This window comes from Kitasatospora sp. NPDC096147 (assembly GCF_044763225.1).
Taxonomy (GTDB): domain Bacteria; phylum Actinomycetota; class Actinomycetes; order Streptomycetales; family Streptomycetaceae; genus Kitasatospora.
The window spans coordinates 89966-114161 of the sequence record NZ_JBIWFX010000005.1; the positions used below are offsets into that span (position 1 = coordinate 89966).

The 24196-nt window shown below is 74.9% G+C and carries 21 protein-coding genes and 1 pseudogene; 13 read left to right on the forward strand and 9 right to left on the reverse strand.

The annotated features are described in order from the left end of the window. Nucleotides 1–56 precede the first annotated feature (56 nt). Both ACIRBX_RS18055 and ACIRBX_RS18060 read right to left on the reverse strand, forming a co-directional pair. Nucleotides 57–1799: an ABC transporter ATP-binding protein gene (locus ACIRBX_RS18055; RefSeq protein WP_402297768.1), complete on the reverse strand. Its 1743-nt coding sequence runs from the start codon at nucleotides 1797–1799 to the stop codon at nucleotides 57–59. Then, entirely contained in the window at nucleotides 1796–3688 is a 1893-nt protein-coding gene (locus tag ACIRBX_RS18060) for an ABC transporter transmembrane domain-containing protein (RefSeq protein ID WP_402297770.1), read from the reverse strand. Before ACIRBX_RS18060 ends, ACIRBX_RS18055 begins: the two co-directional genes overlap by 4 nt. A gap of 371 nt (nucleotides 3689–4059) precedes the next feature. On the opposite strand from ACIRBX_RS18060, the gene ACIRBX_RS18065 reads away from it, so the two are divergent. Further along, entirely contained in the window at nucleotides 4060–5493 is a 1434-nt protein-coding gene (locus tag ACIRBX_RS18065) for a dihydrolipoyl dehydrogenase family protein (RefSeq protein ID WP_402297771.1), read from the forward strand. A 255-nt stretch (nucleotides 5494–5748) separates the two neighbouring features. Continuing rightward, nucleotides 5749–6474 carry a VanZ family protein gene (locus ACIRBX_RS18070; protein WP_402297772.1) on the forward strand — a complete coding sequence of 242 codons (726 nt, stop codon included), beginning with the start codon at nucleotides 5749–5751 and terminating at the stop codon, nucleotides 6472–6474. 27 nt (nucleotides 6475–6501) lie between these two features. On the opposite strand, the gene ACIRBX_RS18075 is transcribed toward ACIRBX_RS18070, so the two are convergent. Further along, complete coding sequence (locus ACIRBX_RS18075) at nucleotides 6502–7263, reverse strand: pirin family protein (protein ID WP_402297774.1); 762 nt, start codon at nucleotides 7261–7263, stop codon at nucleotides 6502–6504. A gap of 138 nt (nucleotides 7264–7401) precedes the next feature. On the opposite strand from ACIRBX_RS18075, the gene ACIRBX_RS18080 reads away from it, so the two are divergent. Both ACIRBX_RS18080 and ACIRBX_RS18085 read left to right on the forward strand, forming a co-directional pair. Next, on the forward strand, nucleotides 7402–8490 hold the full coding sequence (locus tag ACIRBX_RS18080; RefSeq protein ID WP_402297776.1) for a WD40/YVTN/BNR-like repeat-containing protein: 1089 nt from the start codon (nucleotides 7402–7404) through the stop codon (nucleotides 8488–8490). Nucleotides 8491–8600: 110 nt separating this feature from the next. Continuing rightward, a complete protein-coding gene (locus ACIRBX_RS18085; RefSeq protein ID WP_402297778.1) occupies nucleotides 8601–9131 on the forward strand; it encodes a GNAT family N-acetyltransferase in 531 nt (176 codons plus the stop codon). Between the two features lie 7 nt (nucleotides 9132–9138). Here the strand turns inward: ACIRBX_RS18085 and ACIRBX_RS18090 are convergent, their stop codons facing one another. Continuing rightward, entirely contained in the window at nucleotides 9139–9603 is a 465-nt protein-coding gene (locus ACIRBX_RS18090; RefSeq protein WP_402297780.1) for a MarR family winged helix-turn-helix transcriptional regulator, read from the reverse strand. 96 nt (nucleotides 9604–9699) lie between these two features. On the opposite strand from ACIRBX_RS18090, the gene ACIRBX_RS18095 reads away from it, so the two are divergent. Further along, nucleotides 9700–10200 (forward strand): VOC family protein, encoded by a 501-nt coding sequence (locus ACIRBX_RS18095; protein WP_402297782.1) that lies wholly within the window; start codon nucleotides 9700–9702, stop codon nucleotides 10198–10200. A gap of 107 nt (nucleotides 10201–10307) precedes the next feature. Here ACIRBX_RS18095 and ACIRBX_RS18100 read toward each other — a convergent pair whose 3' ends face one another. The 4 genes and pseudogenes from ACIRBX_RS18100 to ACIRBX_RS18115 all read right to left on the reverse strand — a co-directional run bounded on the left by ACIRBX_RS18100 (nucleotide 10308) and on the right by ACIRBX_RS18115 (nucleotide 12495). Beyond that, on the reverse strand, nucleotides 10308–10694 hold the full coding sequence (locus ACIRBX_RS18100; protein WP_402297783.1) for a hypothetical protein: 387 nt from the start codon (nucleotides 10692–10694) through the stop codon (nucleotides 10308–10310). Nucleotides 10695–10909: 215 nt separating this feature from the next. Then, entirely contained in the window at nucleotides 10910–12076 is a 1167-nt protein-coding gene (locus ACIRBX_RS18105) for an ADP-ribosylglycohydrolase family protein (protein ID WP_402297785.1), read from the reverse strand. An 11-nt stretch (nucleotides 12077–12087) separates the two neighbouring features. Next, nucleotides 12088–12189 (reverse strand): annotated as a pseudogene (locus ACIRBX_RS18110) (hypothetical protein); the annotation flags it as partial. Between the two features lie 15 nt (nucleotides 12190–12204). Further along, a complete protein-coding gene (locus ACIRBX_RS18115; protein WP_402297787.1) occupies nucleotides 12205–12495 on the reverse strand; it encodes a hypothetical protein in 291 nt (96 codons plus the stop codon). A 281-nt stretch (nucleotides 12496–12776) separates the two neighbouring features. Between ACIRBX_RS18115 and ACIRBX_RS18120 the strand changes: the two genes are divergently transcribed. The 4 genes from ACIRBX_RS18120 (at nucleotide 12777) to ACIRBX_RS18135 (ending at nucleotide 16408) form a co-directional block, all read left to right on the forward strand. Continuing rightward, on the forward strand, nucleotides 12777–14393 hold the full coding sequence (locus ACIRBX_RS18120; protein WP_402297789.1) for an AMP-binding protein: 1617 nt from the start codon (nucleotides 12777–12779) through the stop codon (nucleotides 14391–14393). A gap of 143 nt (nucleotides 14394–14536) precedes the next feature. Then, nucleotides 14537–15331, forward strand: a complete 795-nt coding sequence (locus tag ACIRBX_RS18125) for a TIGR03084 family metal-binding protein (protein ID WP_402297790.1) — start codon at nucleotides 14537–14539, stop codon at nucleotides 15329–15331. A gap of 96 nt (nucleotides 15332–15427) precedes the next feature. Beyond that, entirely contained in the window at nucleotides 15428–15874 is a 447-nt protein-coding gene (locus ACIRBX_RS18130) for a hypothetical protein (RefSeq protein WP_402297792.1), read from the forward strand. A 120-nt stretch (nucleotides 15875–15994) separates the two neighbouring features. After that, entirely contained in the window at nucleotides 15995–16408 is a 414-nt protein-coding gene (locus ACIRBX_RS18135; protein ID WP_402297794.1) for an SSI family serine proteinase inhibitor, read from the forward strand. A gap of 21 nt (nucleotides 16409–16429) precedes the next feature. Here the strand turns inward: ACIRBX_RS18135 and ACIRBX_RS18140 are convergent, their stop codons facing one another. Continuing rightward, on the reverse strand, nucleotides 16430–16930 hold the full coding sequence (locus ACIRBX_RS18140; protein ID WP_402297796.1) for a DUF1772 domain-containing protein: 501 nt from the start codon (nucleotides 16928–16930) through the stop codon (nucleotides 16430–16432). 126 nt (nucleotides 16931–17056) lie between these two features. On the opposite strand from ACIRBX_RS18140, the gene ACIRBX_RS18145 reads away from it, so the two are divergent. From ACIRBX_RS18145 to ACIRBX_RS18160, 4 genes are all read left to right on the forward strand, one after another. Next, entirely contained in the window at nucleotides 17057–18025 is a 969-nt protein-coding gene (locus ACIRBX_RS18145) for an AraC family transcriptional regulator (RefSeq protein WP_402297798.1), read from the forward strand. A gap of 538 nt (nucleotides 18026–18563) precedes the next feature. After that, nucleotides 18564–21383: a BTAD domain-containing putative transcriptional regulator gene (locus ACIRBX_RS18150; RefSeq protein WP_402297799.1), complete on the forward strand. Its 2820-nt coding sequence runs from the start codon at nucleotides 18564–18566 to the stop codon at nucleotides 21381–21383. A 460-nt stretch (nucleotides 21384–21843) separates the two neighbouring features. After that, complete coding sequence (locus ACIRBX_RS18155; RefSeq protein ID WP_402297800.1) at nucleotides 21844–22596, forward strand: hypothetical protein; 753 nt, start codon at nucleotides 21844–21846, stop codon at nucleotides 22594–22596. A 1-nt stretch (nucleotide 22597) separates the two neighbouring features. Next, nucleotides 22598–24160 (forward strand): DNA polymerase Y family protein, encoded by a 1563-nt coding sequence (locus ACIRBX_RS18160; RefSeq protein ID WP_402297801.1) that lies wholly within the window; start codon nucleotides 22598–22600, stop codon nucleotides 24158–24160. Nucleotides 24161–24196 lie beyond the last annotated feature (36 nt).

Genomic DNA, 24196 nt, shown 5'->3' on the forward strand with positions numbered 1-24196 from the left:
GGACCCTGACGGCAGGTCAGGAGGCCGGGACCCGGACGGGCCCCGGCCTCCCGCCGTCACGCCTGCTGCCAGGACCGCCAGAGCGCCGCGTACGCGCCGTCCCGGGCGACCAGCTCGTGGTGGCTGCCCAGCTCGGTCAGCCGGCCGTCGGCCATCACCGCCACCCGGTCCGCGTCGTGCGCGGTGTGCAGCCGGTGCGCCACCGCGATCACGGTGCGGCCCTTGAGCACCGCCGCCAGCGCCCGTTCGGTGGCCCGGGCCGCCGTCGGGTCGAGCAGGGCGGTGGCCTCGTCCAGGATCACCGTGTGCGGGTCGGCCAGCACCACCCGGGCCAGCGCCAGCTGCTGGGCCCGGGCCCCGTCCAGCGAGTGACCGGTCGGGCCCAGCTCGGTGTCCAGGCCGTCGGGGAGGTCCTGGGTCCAGCCGACCGCCGCCAGCGCCTCGGCCAGCTCGCCGTCGTCGGCGGTGGGCGCGGCGATCCGCAGGTTGTCCCGCAGGGTGCCGAGGAAGACGTGGTGCTCCTGGGTCACCAGCACCACCTCCCGGCGCAGCAGCTCCGGGTCCAGCTCCGCCACCGGCACGCCGCCGACCTCGACCACGCCGGTGCGCGGCCGGTCCATCCCGGCCAGCAGCCGGCTGAGCGTGGTCTTGCCGGAGCCGGACGGGCCGACCACGGCCAGCCGCTCCCCCGGACGGACCGTCAGGTCCACCCCGTGCAGCACGTCCGCGCCGCCCTCGTAGGCGTACCGGACTCCGCTCACCTCGATCCGGCGGTGGGCCGGGCGGGCGTCCGTCCCGGTGCCGGCCTCCTCGGTCGGCACGGCGCCGACGCCCTCCACCCGGGCGAACGAGGCGGCGCTGGACTGGAGTTGCTCCAGCCGCAGCATCACGGTGTCCAGTGGGTCGACCAGCCGGCGCAGGTAGAGCGTGCAGGTGACCACCGCGCCGAGGCCGATCGAGCCGTTGGCGTGCATCGCGCCGCCGACCAGCAGGACCACCGTCACCGGCGCCACGTACAAGGTGTCGACCAGCGGGAAGAGGAAGCTGCGCAGCCGCAGGGTGCGCAGCCGGGCGGTGCGGGAGGTGGCGATCGCGCCCTCCATCGTGCTGCGGCGGCGCTCCTGGAGGCCGAGTGCCTCGACGGTGCGGGCACCGGCGGCGGTGGTGCCGAGCACCTCGGCGACGTCGGAGTTGGCGGCGCCCTCGGCCAGGTAGGCGTCCCGGGCCCGGGCCAGGTACCAGCGGCCGGTGAACCAGAGGCCGGAGAGCGCGACCACGCTGCACGCGCCGAGCACCGGATCGACCACGAAGATCGCCACCAGGATGAACAGCCCCTGGAAGATCCCGACCGACATCTCCGGGACGCTGTCCTTCAGGGTGGCGCCGACGGTGGCCGTGTCCGTGGTGCCACGGGTCGTCAGATCGCCCGTCCCGGCGCGCTCCACCACGGTCGGCGGCAGCGCGAGCACCCGGTCCACCAGCCGCACCCGCAGCCGGTCGGCGGCCCGCTCGGCCACCTGGTAGCCCCGGTGGACGGCCTGACGGGTCAACAGCAGCTGGACCACGCCGCAGACCACCACGGCCAGCGCCAGCCGGTCGACGGCGGCCACGCCGTGGCCGTGGACCACCTCGTCCACGATCCGGCCGAGCAGCCAGGGCCCGGCCAGGCCGACCACGGCGGCCAGCCCGTTCAGCGCGATCACGCCGCCGAGTGCCCGGCCGTCCTGGCGCAGCAGCGCGCCGACCGCCTGCCGGGTCTGCCGGGGCGTGGCGACGGGGAGGGCGTGTTCGGTGCTCATCGGGCGGCCTCCTCGGCGGTGCCTGCGGTCAGGGCGGTGGCCTCGGGCTCGGCTTCGGCTTCGGCTTCGGCTTCGGCTTCACGAGCATGGGGCACCGGGGCCGGGGCCGGAGCCGAAGCCGGGGTGTCGTCCTCCTCGTCACGGGCCACCAGGGCCCGGTACCCCGGATCGGTGCGCAGCAGTTCGCGGTGGGTGCCGGTGGCCGCCACCTGACCGTCCACCAGGTGGAGAACCGTATCGGCCAGGTCCAGCAGCAGCGGCGAGGTGCTCACCACCAGCGTGGTGCGCCCGGCCCGGAAGGCCCGCAGGCCGGCCGCCATCGCGGCCTCGGTGTGGGTGTCCACGGCCGAGCTGGGCTCGACCGCGATCAGCACCTCGGGCTCGGCCAGCAGGGCCCGGGCCAGCCGCAGCCGCTGGCGCTGGCCGCCGGAGAGATTGCGGCCCTCGGAGCGGATCGGGGCGTCCAGGCCGCCGGGCAGCCCGCGCAGCACGTCCAGCGCGGAGGCCGCCTCCAAGGCGGCCAGCAGCTCACCGTCCGCAGGCCCGGCGGCCGTGCCGGTGCCGCGGTCGGCTCCGGGGCCGCTCCCGGCCCCGGAGCGGCGCCCGGCCAGCACCTCGCGCAGCGGGCCGGCGAACAGCGCGGCCTCGTTCTCCGCCAGCAGGACCCGGCCGCGCACCTCGCGCAGCGCGTACTCCTCCAGGGGCCGGCCGTCCCACCTGCCGCCCTGCTCGTCCGGGGCGGCGAACAGCGCCAGCCGGTCGGCCACCGCGAGCACCTCGGTGGGCCGGGCGGCGGCCAGCACCGTCAGCCGCCCGGGGGTGAGCTCGACGCCTGACGCCTCGTCACGCAGCGGGGCGGGCGAGGCCGGCGCGGGTGCCGGGGTGTCCGGGCCGGCTGGCCGGGGCTCCAGCCGGAGGAAGCCGACCGTCCGGCCGGCCGCGACCAGGCCGCGGGTGAGGTCCCGGCCGCCCTCGATCAGGAAGTAGACCGGCACCGTGAGCGCCGCCGTGTAGCCGTAGACGGCCACCAACTCGCCGACCGTGATGGACCCCTGGGCCGCCATCCGGGCCGCCACCCAGGTCACCGCGCCCAGGAAGAGCAGCGGCAGTCCGCTGCCGAGCGCCTCGATCCAGCTGGCCGACCGGCCGACCTGGAGGCCGCTCTCCATCAGGCGGGCGGAGTCCCGGCGGTACCGGGCGGCGAACTCCTCCTTGCCGCCGAGACCGTTCAGCACCCGCAGACCACCGCTCAGGTCCTCGAACCGGGCCGTCACCTCGCCCTGCCGCTCCCGGTACCCGGCCTCGGCCCGCTGCACCCGCTGGAGCAGCGGGCCGATCAGCCCGGCCAGGGCCGGCACGCCGAGCAGCACCAGCACCGCCAGCAGCGGCGAGATCCGCAGCAGCTGACCGGCCACCAGCAGGTACGCCACCAGTGCCCCGAAGCCGGGGCCGGAGAAGGTCAGGGTCTGGCTCATCCGCTGCACGTCGGAGACGCCGATGGTGACCACCTCGCCGGTGGCGGTCTGCCGGGGCAGCTCGGCACCGAGCCGGACGGCCTGCCGGACCACCACCCGGGTGGTGCGGAAGGTGGCGTCCATCCGGACCTTGGTCATGGTGCGGTGACGGTAGGCGCCGAGCACCGCGTTGACCGCCCCGACCACCAGGAAGGCCAGCGCCCACCACACCAGCGCCGCCGTGTCGCCCGGCCGGAGGCCGTCGTCCACCGCCCGGGACAGGATGTAGGGCATCATCGTCAACGCCCCCAGCCACACCGAGCTGTAGAGCGCACCGGCCGCCACCCGCCACGGCTGACTGGCTGCCAACCACCACAGGTACCGCCCGGCACTGCGTATGTCCGGCTCGCCCGGACCAGATCTGGAGTCCTTCACCTCGGCACCCTAGCGACCCGCCGCCGCGTCCCGCCTCCCAATTCCGTACCGAAACCACAACGCCTGACCTGCGCTCATTCCCGGCTCGCCGGTCCGCAGGAGGCTCCGGCACTCGCGGCGGCGATCCGCCACCGGCCCGACGCGGGCTCCTGCCGAAACTGCCGGAACCGCGCCGCCGCCGCTCCGTGCGCCCCGCGCCGGGTTGTAGAGCATCCAGCCACCTCCACGGCGCACCGCGCCCGGCCCCGGCCCGCCGGCTCCTCATCCGTACTCCCACCACCTCCACGACACACCGCCCGGCACGCTGGCCCACCTGCTCCGCCACCCGCAGGATGGGCCCCGTACGAGTGGCCGAGGAGAGCGGGGCAGGCATGGACGGCGCGGCGGAGCAGTACGACGTGGTGGTCCTCGGTGGTGGCCCGACCGGGGAGAACCTCGCGGACCGGGTGCGGGCGGCCGGGCTGAGCGTGGTGCTGGTGGAGAGTCAGCTGATCGGGGGTGAGTGCTCGTACTGGGCCTGCATGCCGAGCAAGGCGCTGCTGCGCCCCGCCCACGCACTGGCCCACGCCCGGGCCCTGCCGGGTGCGCGGGAGGCGGTCACCGGGGAGCTGGACGCGGCGGCGGTGCTGGCCCGGCGGGACGACTTCACCTGGCACTGGCACGACGACAGCCAGGTGACCTGGCTGCGCGAGACCGGCATCGACCTGGTCCGGGGCCACGGCCGGCTGGCCGGGGAGCGGCGGGTGGAGGTGGAGACGCCGGACGGACCGCGCGTCCTGACGGCCCGTCACGCGGTCGCGGTCTGCACCGGCTCCAAGGCCTCGCTGCCCCCGGTGCCGGGGCTGGCCGAGGCCCGTCCCTGGACCAGCCGGGACGCCACCAGCGCGGCCAAGGTGCCGGGCCGCCTCGCGGTGGTCGGCGGCGGGGTGGTGGCGGTGGAGATGGCCACCGCCTGGCGGGCGCTCGGCTCGCAGGTCACCCTGCTGGTGCGCGGCGGCCGGCTGCTGGACCGGATGGAGCCGTTCGCCGGGGAGCTGGTGGCGGACGGTCTGCGGGCGGCCGGGGTGGAGGTGCGGCTGGAGACCGACGTGGTGCGGCTGTCCCGGCAGGGCGCGGAGGTGACGCTGGCCCTGGCCGACGGTACGGAGCTGACGGCCGACGAGGTGCTGTACGCCACCGGCCGGGCGCCGCGCACCGACGACCTCGGCCTGGCCACCGTCGGTCTGGAGCCGGGGAGTTGGCTGCCGGTGGACGACAGGTGTCTGGTCACGGAGGTGCCGGGCGGCTGGCTGTACGCGGCCGGGGACGTCAACCACCGGGCGCTGCTGACCCATCAGGGCAAGTACCAGGCCCGGATCGCGGGCGCGGCGATCGCCGCCCGGGCCGCAGGCGCACCGCTGGACACCGCGCGCTGGGGCGCGCACGCCGCCAGCGCGGACACCGCCGGGGCGCCGCAGGTGGTCTTCACCGAGCCGGAGGCGGCGGCCGTCGGCCTGAGCCTGGCGGAGGCCGAGCGGGCCGGGCTGCGGGTGCGCGCGGTGGACTACGAGCTGGGCCACGTGGCGGGCGCCTCGCTCTACGTGGACGACTACCGGGGCCGGGCGAGGCTGGTGCTGGACCTCGACCGGAACGTCCTGGTCGGCGCCACCTTCGTCGGCCCGGGGGTGGCGGAGCTGCTGCACTCGGCCACCGTCGCGGTGGTCGGCGAGGTGCCGATCGCCCGCCTCTGGCACGCCGTCCCGGCGTACCCGACGGTCAGCGAGGTCTGGCTGCGGCTGCTGGAGACGCTCCGCGACGCCGCCTGACGACGCGTCGGAGGTCCGCCCCGGGCCACCATCCCTCTCCGGGAAGGGCGTTGGGCGCGCCCGGGCCGGACCTCCACCCCGGCCCCCTGCGGTCCCGCGCGCCGGGTCGGACCACCGGCCTTCGCCGGCAGGGGCGTTGACGACGTCCGGCCCCGAGCGGCCCCGGCGACCGGCGCGGACCGGAGCCGGCCGGCGTGATTCCCGGCGATCCGGGTAGACGGCTGCCCTCGGCACGGAGGAACCGGAGGGGTGGCCATGACGGAGCAGGTCGGCAGCTCACAGCGGGCGTGGGGCGGGCTGCGCCGCTCCCGGCCGGGGACAGGTGCCGGGAAGCAGCCCACCGCTCCGGCCCGGGTCGCCCCCGACCTCGCTCCCCCGACTGCGGAACCGACCCCGATCATGCCCCCGACTGCACCCCTGGACGGCCCGCCCGGCCCGGCCGACCCGGCCGGGCACCGGCGCAGCTGGACGGCGGTCGCCGCCCGCTGGCTGGTGCTGACCGCCGCCTTCCTCGCCTCGGTCGCCTTCGCGGCGGCCCTGGCCCGGGTCACCCTGGTGCCCGTGCCCGGTGCCGTCGGCCAGGTCCACAGCAATCTGCGGCCCGGTGACTCGCTCCACCACTACCTCACCCGCGCGACCACGCTGGACGCCGCCCGGCAGGTGGGCGGGAACGTCCTGCTGGGCGTGCCGTTCGGCCTGCTGCTCCCGGTGCTCTGGCCCAAGGCGCGCGGAGCGTTCCGGGTGCTGGTGCGGACGGCGGCGGTGATGCTGCTGGTCGAGCTGGTCCAGGGCGCCCTGATCACCGGCCGCGCCTTCGACGTGGACGACGTGCTGCTCAACACCACCGGCGCCCTCCTCGGTTACCTGCTGCTGGGCCGCCGGCTGACCCGGGTGGTCCGGTCCGGCCGCCGCCCCCGCCGGCTCCCGGGTCGCCCCGGGAGCCGGCCCGGGCCGGCGGAGACCGGCGACGCACCGGCCTGACCCGGGCTGACCCGGGCTGACCCTGGCTCAGGAGAAGCTGACCGCCGCGTCCATCTCCCACATCAGCACCTCGGCCCCCGCCGCCCCGGCGGTGATCCGCTGCCCCTCGGCGGCGCCGATCCGGGCGGCGTCGCCCTCGTGCAGCAGGCCGGTGCCCTCCAGGGCGACCTCGCCCTTGGCCACGAAGAGGTGGACGAACGGCGCGGTGGCCGCCGTGACCGTCTCCTCCGGCCGCAGCCGGGCCACGTGCAGCGCGGCGTGCTTCTGTCGGATGCCGATCGCCCGCTGACTGGCGTGCTTGCCCATCCCGGACGCCAGGGTGGTCCAACCGCCCTGGGCCAGCTGGTCGTTGATGTCCAGCTGCTCGTAACCGGGGGCGATCCCGGCGGTGTCCGGGATGACCCACATCTGGATGAAGCGGACCGGGTCCCGGTGCTCCGGCTGCCCGGTGAGCGTCCAGGAGTCGTTCTTCTCGCTGTGCAGGATGCCGGCCCCGGCGCTCATCCGCTGGGCCAGGCCCGGGTAGATGACGCCGTTGTGCCCCTCGGAGTCCTGGTGCACCAGACCGCCCTCCAGCACCCAGGTGACGATCTCCATGTCCCGGTGCGGGTGGGTGTCGAAGCCGGTTCCGGGGGCCACCACGTCGTCGTTGGAGACCAGCAGCAGCCCGAAGTGGGTGTTGGCCGGGTCCCAGTGCCGGGAGAAGGAGAAGGAGTGGCGGGAGTCGAGCCAGCCCGCCTCGGTGTGGAAGCGGTCGGCCGCACGGCGGACGTCGGTCTTGGTGGCCATCGGTACTGCTCCTCTCGCGTTCTTGTTGAATCATAAACCATTGCCCTCCCGCCCTCATTCCCGGCGCGCTGACGTGCACCCGCCGCCCACCCGGAGCAGACTGGCGCCGCCAACGACCTCATCCCCGGGTGGTACGCCATGACCGAGACGCTGCTCGCCGTCGGGACCCAGAAGGGCCTATTCCTGGGTCGCAGTCCGGATCGCCGGAGCTGGAGCTTCACCGGACCGCACTTCGCCATGAACGCGATCTACTCGGTGGCCGTGGACCACCGCCCGGAGCGCCCGCGCATCCTGGTCGGCGCGGACAGCAGCCACTGGGGCCCGTCCGTCTGGTGGTCGGACGACCTCGGCGCGAGCTGGCAGGAGCCCGCACAGCCGGCCGTCCGCTTCCCCGAGCACACCGGCACCTCGCTGGAGCGCGTCTGGCAGCTCCACCCGGCGGGCGAAGAGGCCCCCGGGGTGGTCTACGCGGGCACCCAGCCCGCCGCCCTCTTCCGCTCCACCGACGGCGGCGAGAGCTTCACCCTGGACGAGGCCCTCTGGTCCCACCCGCAGCGGGCCGACTGGGCGGCCGGCTTCGGGGGCCAGGGCCTGCACACCATCCTGACGGACCGTCGGAGCCCGGACGCGCTCACCGTCGCCGTCTCCACCGGCGGGGTCTACCGCACCACCGACGGCGGCAAGACCTGGCAGCCCGCCAACACCGGCATCCGGGCCTCCTTCCTGCCCGACGAGTACCCGGAGTTCGGCCAGTGCGTGCACAAGATCGCCGCCGACCCGGCCGACCCGGACCGGCTCTACCTGCAGAACCACGGCGGCGTCTACCGCAGCGACGACGCGGGCGCCCGCTGGCAGGACATCGGCGCCGACCTCCCGGCCACCTTCGGTTTCGGCCTGGCCACCCACCCGCACCGGGGCGGCACCGCCTACCTCTTCCCGCTGGACGCCGACTACGCCCGCCTCCCGGTCGACCGCCGCTGCCGGGTCTTCCGCACCACCGACGCGGGCGCCACCTGGCGGCCCCTGGCCACCGGCCTGCCCGGCGAGGACCACTACGGCGTGGTGCTGCGCGACGCCCTGTGCACCGACGACGGCACACCGGCCGGCGTCTACTTCGGCAACCGCAACGGCGAGGTGTACGGCTCCTCCGACGAGGGCGAGAGCTGGCGGCAGCTCGTCTCCCACCTCCCCGACGTGCTCTGCGTCCGGGCCGCCACCCTGCCCTGACCGCGTGACCGGCGGAGACCACGACCCGTCACTCCGCCACGACCACCTGGCCGGCGGAGACCACGACCCGTCACCCCGCCGCAGCGGCACGGCCGTTGGAGAATCGGCGGATGACCGTCACCCTGCACCGGCACTCCACCCTGACCCCCGCCGCCCGTCGCGACCTGCTGACGGCGTACGCCGACGTCCGCTCCCCGCTGCTGCACCTGCCGAACTACTCGGTGACCGCCTTCACCGAACGCCTCGAACGACACGCCGCCGAGCCCGGCTTCACCCTGGTCCTCGGCCGGCACGACGGGGAGCCGGTCGGGTACGCGTACGCCACCTCGGTGGGACCGGGGGACCCGTTCTGGGAGCGGCTGGCCGACCCGCTGCCCGAGGGCTTCACCGCCGCGCCGGCCCTGGCCCTGCGGGAGATCGGCGTCCGCACCCCCTGGCGCGGCACCGGGACGGCCCGCCGGATCCACGACGCCCTGCTCGCCGCCCGCCCCGAGGGCCGCACCGTCCTGATGGTGAACCCGCTGGCCGGTGAGGGGCGGGTGCGGCGCCGCTACGAGGACTGGGGCTACCGCGCCGTCAACCGCCAGGCGGCCACCGCGCACTCGCCCGAACTGACCGTGATGATCCGGCCCACCCGCTGAGCCGCCGTCAGCGGTCGGCCGCCCGGAGGCGTTCGCTGACGGCGCCCAGCCCCTCGGCCAGCACGGCCAGCTGCTCGCGGGTGAGGACGTCGATCAGGGCCTCGCGGACGGTGGCGACGTGGCCGGGAGCGACCTCGCGCAGGACCTGCCAGCCGTACTCGGTGAGCTCGGCGAAGACGCCGCGCACGTCGCTGGCGCAGGAGCGGCGGCTGACCAGCCCGGCCTTCTCCAGCTGGGTGACCTGGTAGGTGAGGCCACTCTTGGAGGTGACGAGGCGGTCGGCCAGGTCGGTCATCCGCAGCGAGCGACCGGGGGCCTCGGAGAGCTGGCCGAGGATCTCGTACTGGGTGTGGGACAGGCCCGCGCTCTCCTTGAGCTGCTGCTCCAGGCGGCGCTCGATCAGATTGCTCGCGACCACGAAGCCCCGCCAGGCCGCCATCTCTTCATCGTCCAACCACCGGGGCTCGTCCATGCCGCCATCCTACCCAGTTGTTCAAATTCGAACCAAGGTGTACCTTCGGGTATGTCAGGTTCAAATTTGAACCAGATTTCCGGAGGAGGAGCTCCCATGCCAGTCCGTCGCCTGAACCACGCCGTGCTCTACGTCCGCGACGTGGCGCGCTCGGTCGCCTTCTACACCGACGCCTTCGGCTTCAAGGTCGACGTCGAGATCCCCGGCCGGGCCGCCTTCCTGAGCGCCGCCGAGACGCTGAACGACCACGACCTCGGCCTCTTCGCGGTCGGCGAGCAGGCCCCCTCCCCCGCCCGGGGCAGCGTCGGGCTCTACCACCTGGCCTGGGAGGTCGGCACCCTCGGCGAGCTGGCCGAGATGGCCACCAAGCTGAGCGCCACCGGTTCGATCGTCGGCGCCACCGACCACGGGGTCTCCAAGTCGCTCTACGCCAAGGACCCGGACGGCATCGAGTTCGAGGTGATGTGGCGCGTCCCGCGCGAGGAGTGGCCCTCCCCGGAGGACGGCGCGGGCATGCGCGCGCTCGACCTGGACGCGGAGCTGGCCCGCTGGGGTGCCGACCTCAGGACCGGCGCGGCGGCCGGGTCCGCGACCTGACGGAATCCCGCCCGTGCTCCACCCCCGTGAGCGGGGGAGGCGCAGCACCGAGGCCCGGCCGGATCACCGGCCGGGCCTCGGGCGTCACTGGCTCAGCTGACGGTCGCTCAGTAGCCCATCGCGTCGCCGCCGACGGCGAAGGCGTCGTCGCAGATCGACTCGGCGTCCCCGCCGACGGCCGCCGCCGGGCCCTCGGCCCAGGCGTCGCCGCCCACGGCACCGGCGTACTCGCCGCCCATGGCGTCGCCGCCGACCGCACCGGCCCCGGCACCGCCCGAGGCGTCACCGCCCACCGCACCCGCGTTGCCGGCCGCGTCGACGTCGCCGCCGACCGCCAGTGCGGAGCCGTCGCCCTTGGTCACGGCGTTGCCGCCGACCGCCAGCGAGCCGTGCGAGTGACGGCAGTCATGGGCCGAGGCCACACCCGCGCCCATGACGAGGGCACAGCCGCAGAGGGCGGCGGCAGCGGTGATCTTGGCAAGAGTCGTACGCATGAGAGAAGTCCTCCGAGGTCGGTACGGGACTCCACCTGAATCGGCAGTCCGGGTACGGCCCATGAGCCCCCGTCACCCGCCCGGCGGAGTGATCGCCTCCAGGTCCACTCCTCGGAGTGCACCTGCCTGCGCCCCCGCCGGGCCCCCTGGCCGCCTGGCCGCCTGGCCCGGTCTGCCGGTCTGCCGGTCTGCCGGTCTGCCGGCTGAGCAGCCGGTCAGTGCTCCCAGGGCCGGGGCTCGCCCCGCAGCACCTCGGCGGCGAAGTCGTCGGCGACCCGGGCGATCACCGCCCGGCCCTCGACCTTCGACAGCCAGTGCTGCGGGAGGCGGACGTCGCCGTGCAGTGCGCCGAGCAGGTTGCCCGCGATGGAGCCGGTGGAGTCGCTGTCGCCGGAGTGGTTGACCGAGAGCAGGAAGGCCGCCTCGATCGGGGTGCGCGGCGGGGAGGGCTCGCAGACCGTGGGGCCCTGTCCGTACCGGTAGACCTGCGGGCGGGTCCGGGCCAGCACCGCGTACACCCCGATGGCCAGTGCCTCCTCCGCCACCCAGCCCTGGCCGAGGCGCTCCACCTGCTCGGCGCTGCCCTCGCCCTCCTCCGCCAGCTCGACCGCCCGGCGCAGTGCGGTGGAGGTCTCCTGGTGGCCCGGGTAGCGAGCCAGCAGCTCCAGGGTGCGCAGCACCGAGCCGGGCAGCGACTCGCCGTCGACCAGGAAGCTCACGATCGCGGCGAACGCCCCGGCCGCGTAGTAGCCGGTGGGGTGACCGTGGGTCATCTGGGCGCAGTTGGCCGCCAGTTGGAAGGAGTGCTCGGCCCCCGACAGGGTGAAGCCGAACGGCGCCGAGCGCATCACGGTGCCGCAGCCCTTGGAGTCCGGGTTGATCGGGCCGGGAGTACCGGTGATCTTCGCGTAGGGGTGCGGGGCCGGGACCTGACGGACCCGCAGGCCGGAGAGGCAGGCGTTGCCGGGGGCGCGGCGGGCGTAGAGCCAGGGCTCGTTCCGCAGCTCCCCGGCCCGGTGCCGCAGGCCCTCGGCGGGCGGCGGGGCCGGGAAGTCCTGGGTGTCCAGCCAGCGCAGGTAGGCGTCCAGCACCAGCTCGCCCTCGGCTCCGCTGATGCCCCGGTCCCGGGAGCGGCAGTAGCCGTTCAGCCGGCCCTCGGCGCTGAACAGGGTCATCTGGGTGTCGTCGGTGATCCGCCCGACCACCCCCTCGTGGTCGGGCAGCAGGCCGGTGACCCCGGCCGGGCCGTGCTCGGCCCGGATCCGGTCCAGCGAGTGGAACTCCACCGGATTGCCCAGCGCGTCCCCGATCGCACCGCCGAGCAGGCAGCCCCGCAGTCGGGAGCGGTAGGCGGTCAGTTCGGCCCAGGAAGCTTGCTGCACCTGATGGCTCCTCAGTCTGGCGGATCCGGTCTGATGTTCTGATTGCGCCGGAACAGGCTATCCGGGCCCCGGACCCGCTTGAGCGCCCGCAGTCGCCGGTACTTCGCCTCCCCGTACGCCTCCCGGACTCAGCGCTCTCCCCCTCCGGGTCGCCGACTCAGCAGCAGACCACCACCGCCACTCGCTGCCCGACCAGCTCCGCCGGGAGCCCCAGCGGCGGCGGCGCAGCGCGGTGCGGCGCGGCGCACCACGGCGGTGGTCGGCTCGTCCGGTACGTCCGCACTCCGGTCCCGGTGGAAGCGGAGCAGCCGGGCCGAGTCGGCCATCGGCCAGAGCAACGGCCCGGTGTGGGTGACGATGCCGGAGGGCACGGCCCTCCCGAACCACTGGGTGGCGGCGTCCAGTTCGCCGAGCAGCACCTCGGGAAGCGGTCACCACCGGGCGCTGACCCGGGAGTTCGGCCGGGCATCCGTCCGGCGCGCCTCGACTGCTCCGTCGGCCGGGACCTGGTGGCGTCCGCCCCTCCCCCCTCCCCCCGACCTGCCCCGGGCGCGAGGCTCAGGGCCGCGGTCGGCGCGGTGCGGCGATCTGACGGAGTCGGCCCCGAACGCCCGCCCCGACGGGAGCGCCGCACGGGGCAGGTGAGCCGGACGGGGTACGCCCCCTGTCGGCCCGACGGTCGGCGCGGCAGAGTGTGCCCATGCAGACTCCACTGACCGTGATGGACTTCCTACGGCGGGCCGAGACGGTCTACGGCGACCGGGTCGGAGTCGTCGACGAGCCGCTCCAACCCGCCGAGTCCTGGGGCGAACTGACGTACCGGCGGATGGCCGCACTGGCCAGGGCCCAGGCCGCCGGACTGGACCGGCTGGGCATCGGGCCCGGCGAGCGGGTGGCGATCGTCTCGCACAACTCGGCCCGGCTGATGACCTCGCTCTACGGGGTGAGCGGCCACGGCCGGATCCTGGTGCCGGTGAACTTCCGGCTGCGCGCCGAGGAGGTCGCCTACATCGTCGAACACAGCGGCGCCACCGCCCTGTTGGTCGACCCCGAGCTGGACGAGGCACTGGCCGGGGTGGCGGTCAAGCACCGCTTCGTGCTGGGCACGGAGAGCGACGCGCTGCTGTACGACCACGACCACGAGCCGGTGCGGTACGAGATCGCCGAGTCGGACACCGCGACGATCAACTTCACCAGCGGAACCACCGCGCGCCCCAAGGGAGTCCAGCTCACCCACCGCAACCTCTGGCTGAACGCGGTGCTGATGGGCCTGCACTTCGGCGCCAACGACCGGGACGTCTACCTGCACACCCTGCCGATGTTCCACGCCAACGGCTGGGGCATGCCGTTCGCCCTCACCGGCCTGGGCGCGCAGCACGTCGTACTGCGGAAGGTGGACGGCGCCGAGATCCTGCGGCGGATCGAGCGGCACGGCGTCACCTTCCTCTGCGGTGCCCCCGCCGTGGTGGCCTCGGTGCTGGCGGCCGCAGCCGAGTGGGACGGGCCGGTGCCCGGCCGGGACCGGGTGCGGATGATCGTCGCCGGGGCGCCGCCGCCCACCTCCGTGGTGCAGCGGGTCGAGGAGGAGCTCGGCTGGGAGTTCATGCAGATCTACGGCCTGACCGAGACCTCGCCGATCGCCACGGTGAACCGGGGCCGATCCGAGTGGGACGACCTGCCGCCGCTGGAGCGCGCCGAGCGGCTGGTGCGGCAGGGATCGCCCGCAATCGGCACGGAGCTGCGGGTGGACGAGGAGGGCGAGGTACTGATCCGCTCCAACACCGTGATGACCGGCTACTGGGAGCAGCCCGTCGAGACGGCGGAGGCGATCCGGGACGGCTGGTTCCACAGCGGTGACGGCGGCACCCTGACGGATGGTTACCTGACGGTCTCGGACCGGAAGAAGGACGTCATCATCACCGGGGGCGAGAACGTCTCCTCGATCGAGGTGGAGGACTGCCTCTACGGGCACCCGGCGGTGGCCGAGGTGGCGGTGATCGGAGTGCCGGACGCCAAGTGGGGCGAGACGGTGAAGGCACTGGTGGTCCTGCGGGACGGCGCCGGTGGCGCTGCCGGAGGTGTTCCCGTTGATGCTGCCGGAGGCGCTTCCGAGGGGGGTTCCGGAGGTGGTTCCGGGGGCGCGGACGAGGCCCTGGCCGCCGAGCTGATCGCGCACTGCAAGCAGCGGCTGGCCGGCTACAAGGCGCCGACCTCGGTCGAGTTCCGCACCGAGCTGGCCCGGACCACCACCGGCAAGCTGCAGAAGTTCAAGCTGCGCGAGCCGTACTGGACCGGCCGCGACCGCCAGGTCAACTGACCCGGGGCGCGGGGCGGTCGGGTGCGGGGCGGTCCGCCCTCACGGTCGGCCGCCCCGCTCCCCCGTTCCTCCGTCACCGCTACCTTCCCCGCCTCCGTCACCGACCCCGACTCCGACTCCGACTCCGACTCGAGGAGCTTCCCGTGGCCGATGCCACCGCCCTGCTGGACGACCTGCGCGCCGAGACCGAGTCGCTGGACGCCCTCGTCGTCCCGCTGGACGCCGCCGGGTTCGCCGCCCCGACCCCCGCCGAGGGGTGGACGGTGGCGCACCAGATCTCCCATCTCGCCTGGACCGACCGGTGGTCACTGCTGGCCTGCCGGGAGCCCGAGGAGTTCCGCGACCGCTTCACCGAACTGCTGGCCGTCGGCGACGACCCGGTGGAGGCCGGCGCGGCCGAGGGCGTCGGCGAGCCGCCCGTCGAGCTGCTGGCCCGCTGGCGGACCGGGCGCGCCGAGCTGGCCGAGGCACTGGCCGAGGCCGCCGCCTCGGGTCGTCAACTGCCGTGGTTCGGGCCGCCGATGAAGGCTCCCACGATGGCCACCGCCCGGCTGATGGAGACCTGGGCGCACGGCCAGGACGTCGCCGACGCGCTCGGTGTGCTGCGGGAGCCGACGGCCCGGCTGCGGCACGTGGCCCACCTGGGGGTGCGGACCATGGGGTTCGCGTTCGCCCTGCACGGGCTGCCGACCCCCGAGGCGCCGGTACGGGTGGAACTGACCGCGCCCTCGGGCGAGCCGTGGCTCTGGGGACCGGAGGACGCGGCCGACTCGGTCCGCGGGCCCGCCCTCGACTTCTGCCTGCTGGTCACCCAGCGGCGGCACCGGGACGAACTGGCGCTGCGGGTCTCGGGCCCGGTGGCCGAGGCGTGGCTGCCGATCGCCCAGGCCTTCGCCGGGACCCCGGGCCCCGGTCGGCCCTCCCCGCAGGCCGGCTGACGCCCCGTCACCCCCTGCCCTCCCACCTCCCCCGATGGCCGAATTCACTCGGGCGAGCGATTTCATGTTTTACCAATTCATGGTGAAGTCTTTGCCATGAGGAAATACGTCAAGCTCGTCACCGCAGCAGCCCTCCTCCTCCCGATCACCGCCGCCGGTGCACCCGCCGCGGCGGCGCCCGCAGCCCGGACGCCGCTCGGCGAGGTGGATTCCTTCTTCTCCGAGTACCGCCTCGCCGCACTCGGCGAGATCGAGGAGTACCCGGCCGAGATCCGGGCCCGGACGCTCTCCCCGCCGCTGAACGCGGAGTTGGACGCCTGGTCCGCCATCCACGGCGGCGCCGATCCGGTCTTCCGGGAGCGGAGCATCCCGCGCAGCTGGTCCCTGCGCGAGGCGCCGGCCACTCTCTCGTCGCCCGGCGCGCACACGGTCTCGGTGACCGAGACCTGGTACGAGGGCGGCTCCCGCGAGGTCCTCTTCACCGTCCGCCTGCCCGACCTGCGGATCACCGCCATCAACGACGCGCCCCGGTGGGCCACCTGACGGCACGTCACGCCCACGGCCCGGGCCCCACGCCGCACCGTCATCCGATCGAGTCCGACCTCACCCCTGTGGGGGACAGCGGTTTGGCGCCTGCGGGCGACCGTGGTCAGGCTGGGCGCCATGACCCTTCGCCGTCTGCTCCCCGTCGTCCTGGGCCTGGCCGCCGCCTGTTGCGCGGCACCGGCCGTCGTCCCGGCCCAGGCTCGACCGCTCGCTCCACAACCGGCCGAGTCCACCCTCGTCCTGACGGTCAGTGAGGGTGAGACCGTCTCCCCCACCCCCGACCTCACCACGCTGAACTGCTCGGGCCGCCCCAGCGGCACCCACGCGGCCCCCGAGGCCGCCTGCACCGCCCTCGCCGCAGCCGACGGTGACCCGGACCGCCTGCGCGGAGCCGCCGGCACGCTCTGCACCGCCGTCTACTCCCCCGTCGCCGCCACCGCCGAGGGCGTCTGGCAGGGGTCCCCGGTCAAGTGGTCCAGGACCTTCGGCAATCGCTGCCAGCTCCGCGCCGCCACCTCCCCCGTCTTCTAGCCCGCTCCCCCTCCCCTCCCCTCAGCCCGTGGTGCGTCCGCTCAGCACCAACGCCGTCACCAAGCAGCCGAACCCGGCCGTGCCGGCCACCGCCCGTACGGTGTTCCACCGCACCCAGGTCGTCTCGAACTGCTCCCGCACCGCGCCCAGATCAGGTATCCGGTCGAGCGAACCGGCCGCCGCCAGCTGGTCGTTGAGCGGCACGTTGACCGCCGCGGTGACCACCACCAGCACCACGTAGAGCACAGCCGCCGCCACCAACCACGGCAGCGGCCCCCGCTGCCCCGCCCCGAGATGCAGCCCGACCGCCAGCAGCGCCAGCACCAGCGCGCCCATGAACACCGTCAGGAACCACCCGTTCAGGATGGCCACGTTGATCCGCTGCATGGTCTCCACGAAGGTCCGGTCGTCCGCCTTCGCCAGGCCCGGCATCACCGAGCAGGCGTAGCCGAAGAACAGCCCCGCGCTCAACCCCATCGTCAGCGTCGCTGCCAGCAGTACCGCAGACCTGAACCAAGCCATGTCGTCTCCCCCTACGTCGTCCGCCGTCTTCCACGTCCTTCTGGCGACCAGTCAACCGTTCGACCCCCCGACCGCACCATGGCCGCACCGCTCCCCGCCATACGCGCGCGTCTACACTCGGCGTCCATGGACGCACTCGCCGGACTGCTGTCGGGTCCCCGTGCCCGGGGCGCCTTCCTCCTCCGCTCCGTGCTCACCCCGCCGTGGTCCATCCGGATCGAGGACCGGGCCCCGCTCACCCTGCTGATACCGATCTCGGGCACCGCCTGGGTGGTCCCCGACCCATCCCCCTCCCCGGACGCCGCCCCGGGCCCCGTCCCGCCTCCCGCTCCCGGGCTTCCCGTCCTGCTCCGCCCCGGCGACGTGGCCGTGACCCGCGGCCCGGCCCCGTACACCGTCGCCGATTCCCCCGACACCCCGCCCAGCGTGGTGATCCACCCCGACCAGACCTCCACCACCCTCGACGGGGAGGAGCTCTGCGCCGAGCGCGACCAGGGCGTCCGCACCTGGGGAGAGACCCCGGACGGCCCCACCGTCCTGGTGAGCGGCACCTATCAACTGCGCGGCGAGGTCAGCCGGAGCCTGCTCGACGCACTGCCGCCGCTGCTCTCCCTCTCCCTCGACTCACCCCTGACCACCCTGCTCGGGGAGGAGGTCGGCCGGGACCGTCCCGGCCAGGACGCCGTCCTGGACCGGCTGCTGGACCTCCTCCTGATCAGCACCCTGCGGGCCTGGTTCGACCGCCCGGACTCGGACGCCCCACCCTGGTACCGCGCGCACACCGACCCGGTCGTGGGCCAGGCCCTCCGCCTGCTCCACTCCGACCTCGCCCGCCCCTGGACGGTGGCCGGTCTGGCCTCCGCGACCGGCGTCTCCCGGGCCGCCCTGGCCCGCCGCTTCACCGACCTGGTCGGCGAGTCCCCGATGGCCTACCTCACCACCCGCCGCCTCGCCCTGGCCGCCGACCTGCTCCACGACCCGGCCACCACCCTCGCCACCGTCGCCCGCCAGGTCGGCTACTCCACCCCGTTCGCCCTCAGCGCGGCCTTCAAGCGGGTCCACGGCGTCAGCCCCACCGCTCACCGCACCACCTGACCCACCACCACCTGGCACGCTGCCTGACGCACCGTCACCCGGGCACCGCTGGGTTCGGCCGGCCCGGCGCACGGACACGCGCCCCTCAGGGTGGCCGGCCGCAGACGGCCACGGCCGGCCACCGGTCATCCCCGTCAGTCACGGCCCTCCGCCTGATCCGCAGCATCGGCTGTCTCCTCGGCAGTGCCGCGAGCGTCCACCCGACTCCCGTCATCGAGGTCGAGGGCCAGGCGCCCCACGCCCCTTCCGTTGCCGACCGGGGCGTCCGTCGCCGTGCGGCCCGACCGTTCGGTCCCGGCTGCCCTGCTCACGAACCGTCGGCGGGCCGGGCTCCGGACCAACTGGTATCGGCACATCCGGCATCAACGCCTTCGAAGTCGTTCGACACGGCTCGGCTCCCATGAGTGGACCTGGATCTTGGCCGGGGCCGTTGCCGGCGAGCGGCTGCCGGCAACGGCCCCGGCACGCCTCATCCTGCGGACGACCGGCCACAACGAACTAACATGCGACCAACAGGCCACTCTGAACTGGGAAGTACATGCCCATACCGTTCGGCGTGCTCGGCCCCCTGACCGTGCACGACAACCACGAGCCGCGTGTGATCAACAGTCAGAAGCACCGCCTTCTGCTCGCCCGCCTGCTCCTCGCCACCGACCGTCCGGTGCCCGCCGACTCACTGCTGGCCACGCTCTGGGACGGGCGTCCACCGCGCACCGCCGCCGCCTCGCTCCACAACCACGTCACCCGGCTCCGCCGGGCCCTCGGCCCGGGGTTGGCGGACAGGCTCGAGTCCACCCCGGCCGGCTACCTGCTCCGCGTCGGAGCCGGTGAGCTCGACTCCACCGTCTTCGCCGAGCACCTCCGGATCGCCCGGAAGGCGCACGCGGACGGTGACTGGCCGCTGGTCACCGCCGAGGTGACGGCCGCCCTGGCCCTGTGGCGCGGTGCTCCCCTGGCCGATCTGCCCCAGCTGGCCTCGGCCCCCGAGAGCACCTGCCTGTCGGAGCTACGACTGCTCGGGCTCGAGTGGCGCTTCGACGCCGAGCTCGCACTCGGCCGCCTCCAGGGACTGGCCGCCGAGCTGTCCCCCCTGGTGGCCGAGCATCCGCTGCGGGAGTCCTTCCACCGCCAGCTGATGCTGGCCCTGCACCGGACCGGCCGCCGGGCCGACGCCCTCGCCGCGTACCTGTCGCTGCGCAGCACCCTGGTCGATGAGCTCGGCATCGAACCGGGAGAGGCCGTCCAGCGGACCCACCAGGAGATCCTCTCCTGCGACGGGCCGGCCTCCCCGGCCTCCCCGGACGCGCCGGCGCCACCCGCGCCCCCGTCTCCCGTACCGGCACAACTCCCCGCCTTCGCTGCCGACTTCACCGGCCGCCAGAAGGAGCTGGACGCCCTCTCGCTCTACCTCCGCCCCGGCGAGCCGGGCACCCCCGGGCGGGTCGTGGTGGTCACCGGCATGGGCGGCATCGGCAAGACCTCCCTGGTCCTGCGCGCCGCGCACGCCGTCCTGGGCGACTACCCCGACGGCCAACTCCACGCCGACCTGCACGGCTTCGGCACGGCCGAGGCACGGACACCGCACGACCTGCTCGGCCGGTTCCTCACCGACCTCGGGGTGCCGGGCTCCTCCCTCCCCGGACACACCGACGACCGTGCGGCCCTGTACCGCACGCTGCTGGCCGAGCGCCGCGTGCTGATCGTCCTCGACAACGCCCGCGACACCCGGCAGGTCGCCCCGCTGATCCCCGGCACCGGCCGCTCCGCCGTGGTGGTGACGAGCCGTCACCGGCTCCCCGCGCTGCAGTCCTCCGCCCGGATCCCGCTGGGGCCGCTCAACACCTTCGAGCAGCGCAGCCTGTTGCGGGAGCTCTGCGGGGCGGACCGGGTGGACGCCGACCCGGCTGCGGCCGGCCGGATCATGACCGCCTGCTCCGGACTGCCGCTGGCGCTGCGGATCGCCGGGAGCCGGCTGGCCCACCGCCCCGCGTGGCAGCTGGACGAGTTGGCTCGACGCCTGAGCCGGACCGACCGGCTCGGCGCCCTGACGGTCGATCACCTGGCGGTGCGGGACGTCTTCTCCTTCAGCTACGACTCGCTCCGGGCCGGTGACCGGCCGGTGGAGCCCGAGGCCGCCCGCGCCTTCCGCCTGCTGGGCCTCTGGCCGGCCCACCAGCACACCGCCGAGTCGGTCGCCGCCCTGCTCGGCACCTCGGTCGACCATGCCCTGGACGTGCTCGACACCCTGGTCGACACCCACCTCCTGGACGTCAGCAGCCCCGGTCGGTACCGGTTCCACGACCTGCTCGGCGAGTTCGCGGCCGAGCGCGCCTCGGCCGACGAGCCGGCCGAGCTCCGCTCGGAGGCGCTGCTGCGGCTGCTGAGCTGGTACACCGCCGCTGCCGCCCGGGCGAACGCCACGGTGCTGCCCCAAGCACTGCCGATCCCGGCCGTCGTCGGCGCGGACGACTTCGAACTCCCCGACCACCCCGACGAGCAGGCCGCACTCGACTGGTACATCGACGAGCTGCCCGCCCTCCGAGCCGTGGTCCGGACCGCCGCCGGGATGTCCCGCCCCGATCTCTCCTGGCGGCTGGCAGCCGCGCTCTTCGGCTACGGCCTCACCTACTGGTGGACGGGCGAGTGGACCGATTGCCTGACCGAAGCGCTCGCCACCACCACCGCCGCCGGTGACCTGCTGGGCCAGGCCTGGCTCCACAGCCGGCTGGGCGTGGCCCACGGCATGGCCGAGCGCACCGACCTCAGCCTGCGGCACCTGCAGAGCGCACTGAGCGCCTTCACCGAACTCGGCGACACCGCGGCACAGCGGACGGTGCTGGCCAACCTCACCAACGCCTACCAGCAGGCCGGCGACCTCGAGCAGGCCAACGCCTACGCCGAGCGGACCGCCACCCTGGCCGAGCAGATCGACGGCCCCGACCGCACCCCGGCGGATCTGCTGGTGATCGGCGGCCTGCTCTTCGAGTCCGGTGACATGGCCGGGGCCGAAGCCGCCTTCCGCTCGTCGGCGGCCAAGTGGCGGGTGGTCGGCTCCCGGCTCCACCTCGCCATCGCCCTGTCCAACCTCGGCGACTCCCTGCGCGGTCTGGGCCGCACGGACGAGGCCCTGGAGGCACTGACGGAGGCCTTGGCGATCCGTCGGCAGCTGGACAGTCACGGAGACGTCGCCGACAGCCTGGAGACGATGGCGCGCACCAGCTTCGAACGGGGGGAGACGGAAGAGGCCCGACGACTCTGGGAGGAGACCCTGGACATCGCCCGGCGACACGGCCTCGACAACTACGCCCGCATGAGTACGGAGGGACTGGCCGCCCTGGCCGGGCCCCGGTCCGACTGACGGCTGCGGGCGGGGCAACGGCCCCGGCCGACCTCCCCCGTACCTGACCCTCCGTCAAGCCGTCCGGCGGCGGGCTCGACCCGGCCGAGGGTGCCGGGGGCGTGACGCAGGGCGTCGCCGTGGACCTCCCCCACGGCGCGGTGGGCGGGGGCCCCACGCCCCCGGACGGTGGGCGGCGGAATCCGGGGATCGCCGCCGCCCTACCGAGCCCTGTCGTCACCCTCAGCGGGTCGCGCAGCACGCCGCCCCCCGTCTCGCGTCCCGCACCCGTGCCTTCGATCGTCATCATCAGCCCGCTCGCCGGTCGCCCGAGGCCGCCCCGAGCCGCTTCCGTCAGGGGACACGCACGCGGAGCCATCAGCATGACCTGCAGTAATGCCGCTCCATCGAACGAGTGACCGATTACGGCGAAGTCGAACCCCGGCTTCCCTTTTTCGTTCGTTTGTTCGAAAGTGGAGCCATGGAGGCAACCCTCGCCGCTCTGGCACCCCAGCTCAGGCTGTCCCGTCCCGGGCAGCTGGTGCCGGTGCTGCCCGCGCTGGAGGGCCTCCTTCCCGAGCGCGGCCTGCGCCCGGGCACGGTGGTGTCGGTGACCGGTGGCGGCACCGCGCTGCTGCTCACCCTGGTAGCCGCCGCGACGACCGGCGGCACCTGGTGCGCGGCGGTCGGGGTCGAGGGGCTCGGCCTGCTGGCGGCGGCCGAGTTCGGCGTCGACCTCTCCCGGCTGGTGGTGGTCGAGGAGGCCGGTGACCAGTGGGCCCGGGTCGTGGCGGCCCTGGCCGACGGCGTCGGCGTGCTGCTGCTGCGCCCGTCCGGCCGGGTCTCCGCGCAGGTGGCGGAGCAGCTGACCACGGTGGCCCGGCGCGGCGGGTGCGCCCTGGTGGTGTCCGGGGAGTGGCCCGGCGCGCGGGTCCGGCTCCGGGTGGCCGCCCGCTCCTGGGAGGGCCTGGGCCAGGGCCGCGGCCGGCTACGGGCCCGCCGCCTGCTGGTGGAGGCCGGCGGCCGGGGAGCGGCGGCCCGGGAACGGCGGCACGAGCTCTGGCTGCCGGACGGCGAAGGCTCGGTCCGGGTCGTCCACCCCGCCGGCTCCGACGCCACCCCCACCCCCACCCCCGGCTCCGGCTCCGGCTCCGGCTCCGGCCTCAGCCCCGACCCCGGCCCCGCGCACGACCGCCGGACCGACGCGCCGCAGGTCCCGCTGGCGGTGGTCTGAGGTGACGGAGGCCCGCGACGAGACCGGCCAGGAGACCGCTCCCCCACGGGTGTTGGCCGCCTGGGTGCCGGACTGGCCGGTGATCGCCGTGCTCGGCGCCGAGCCGGGCCCGGAGCACCCCGTGGTGGTGGTCGAGCGCGGCCGGGTACTGGCCGCCTCCGCCGCCGCCCGCCGGGGCGGGGTGCGCCAGGGGCAGAAGGCCCGTTCGGCCCGCGCACTGGTCGCCGGTCTGGCGGTGCACGAGCGCCGGGCCGATGCCGAGGCCGGGCTGTTCGAGCCGGTGGCGGAGGCGGTGGGCGCCCTGGCCGCGCGTCTGGAGGTGGTCCGCCCCGGTGTGCTGGCGCTGCCGGCCGCCGGTGCGGCCCGCTACCACGGCGGTGAGGACGCGCTGGCGGAGAAGGTGCTCGACGCGGTGGAGGCGGTCGGCCACGAGTGCCGGGTCGGGATCGCCGACGGCCTGTACGCGGCGCAGCTGGCGGCCCGGGCCGGGCAGGTCGTGCCGGTCGGGGAGAGCGCCCGGTTCCTGGCGCCGATCCCGGTGTCGGAGCTGACCGAGGCCGGGTTGGCCGATCTGCTCGGCCGCCTGGGCGTCCTGACCATCGGTCAGTTCGCGGGTCTTCCGGTGGGCGGTGTCGCGGACCGTTTCGGCCGGGCCGGTGTGGCGGCACATCGGCTGGCCCGGGGGCTGGAGGCCCGGCCGGTGGTGGCCCGCCCGCCCGGGGTGGACCTGTCGGTGGAGCAGCGCTTCGAGCAGCCGTTCACGGTGCTGGAGCCGCTGGTGTTCGCGGCCCGGGCACTGGCCGAGCACCTGCACGCCGGGCTCGCCGGGGCCGGTCTGGCCTGCGGGCGGGTGGAGATCGAGGTGGAGTGCGCGGACGGGACCCGGGCGTCCCGGGCCTGGCGGCACGAGGGTCTGCTGTCGGTCGGGGCGGTGGCCGAGCGGGTGCGCTGGCAGTTGCAGGCGTGGCAGCAGCGGCGGGTGTTCGCCGAGGGCTCCGGCGGGGCGGTGGCGTTGCGGCTGGTGCCGGACGGACTGGTCCGCGATCCGGGCCGCCAGCTGTCGCTGGCGGACGGGGACCAGGAGGCCACCGAGCGGATCGAACGGGCGGTGGCCCGGGTGCAGGCGATCCTCGGCCACACCGCCCCGGTCACCGTCGAACTGGCCGGTGGCCGCGCTCCTGCGGACCGCGTGGTGCGCACCCCCTGGGGCGACGCCCACCAGGAGCGCCGGGCGGACGGCCCCTGGCCGGGGCGGCTGCCCGGCCCGTCCCCGACCCGGGTGCCGGCCGGGCCGGTGCCGGTGCGGCTGCTGGACGCCGAGGGCCGGGAGGTCGAGGTCACCGCGCGGGCCGAGGCCCGGAGCGCCCCGGCCCGGCTGGTGCTGCGCACCGGCGCCGTGGAGGTGACGGGCTGGGCCGGGCCGTGGCCGGAGCAGGAGCGCTGGTGGGACCCGGACGAGGCCCGGCGCACCGCCCGGATGCAGGTCACCGTCGCCGACGGCCGGGCCTTACTGCTCGCCGTCACCGGTGGCCGCTGGCGCCTGGAGGGCGACTACGACACCTGACCACCCCTCGCTTCCCCACCTCCCCACCCCCGTACG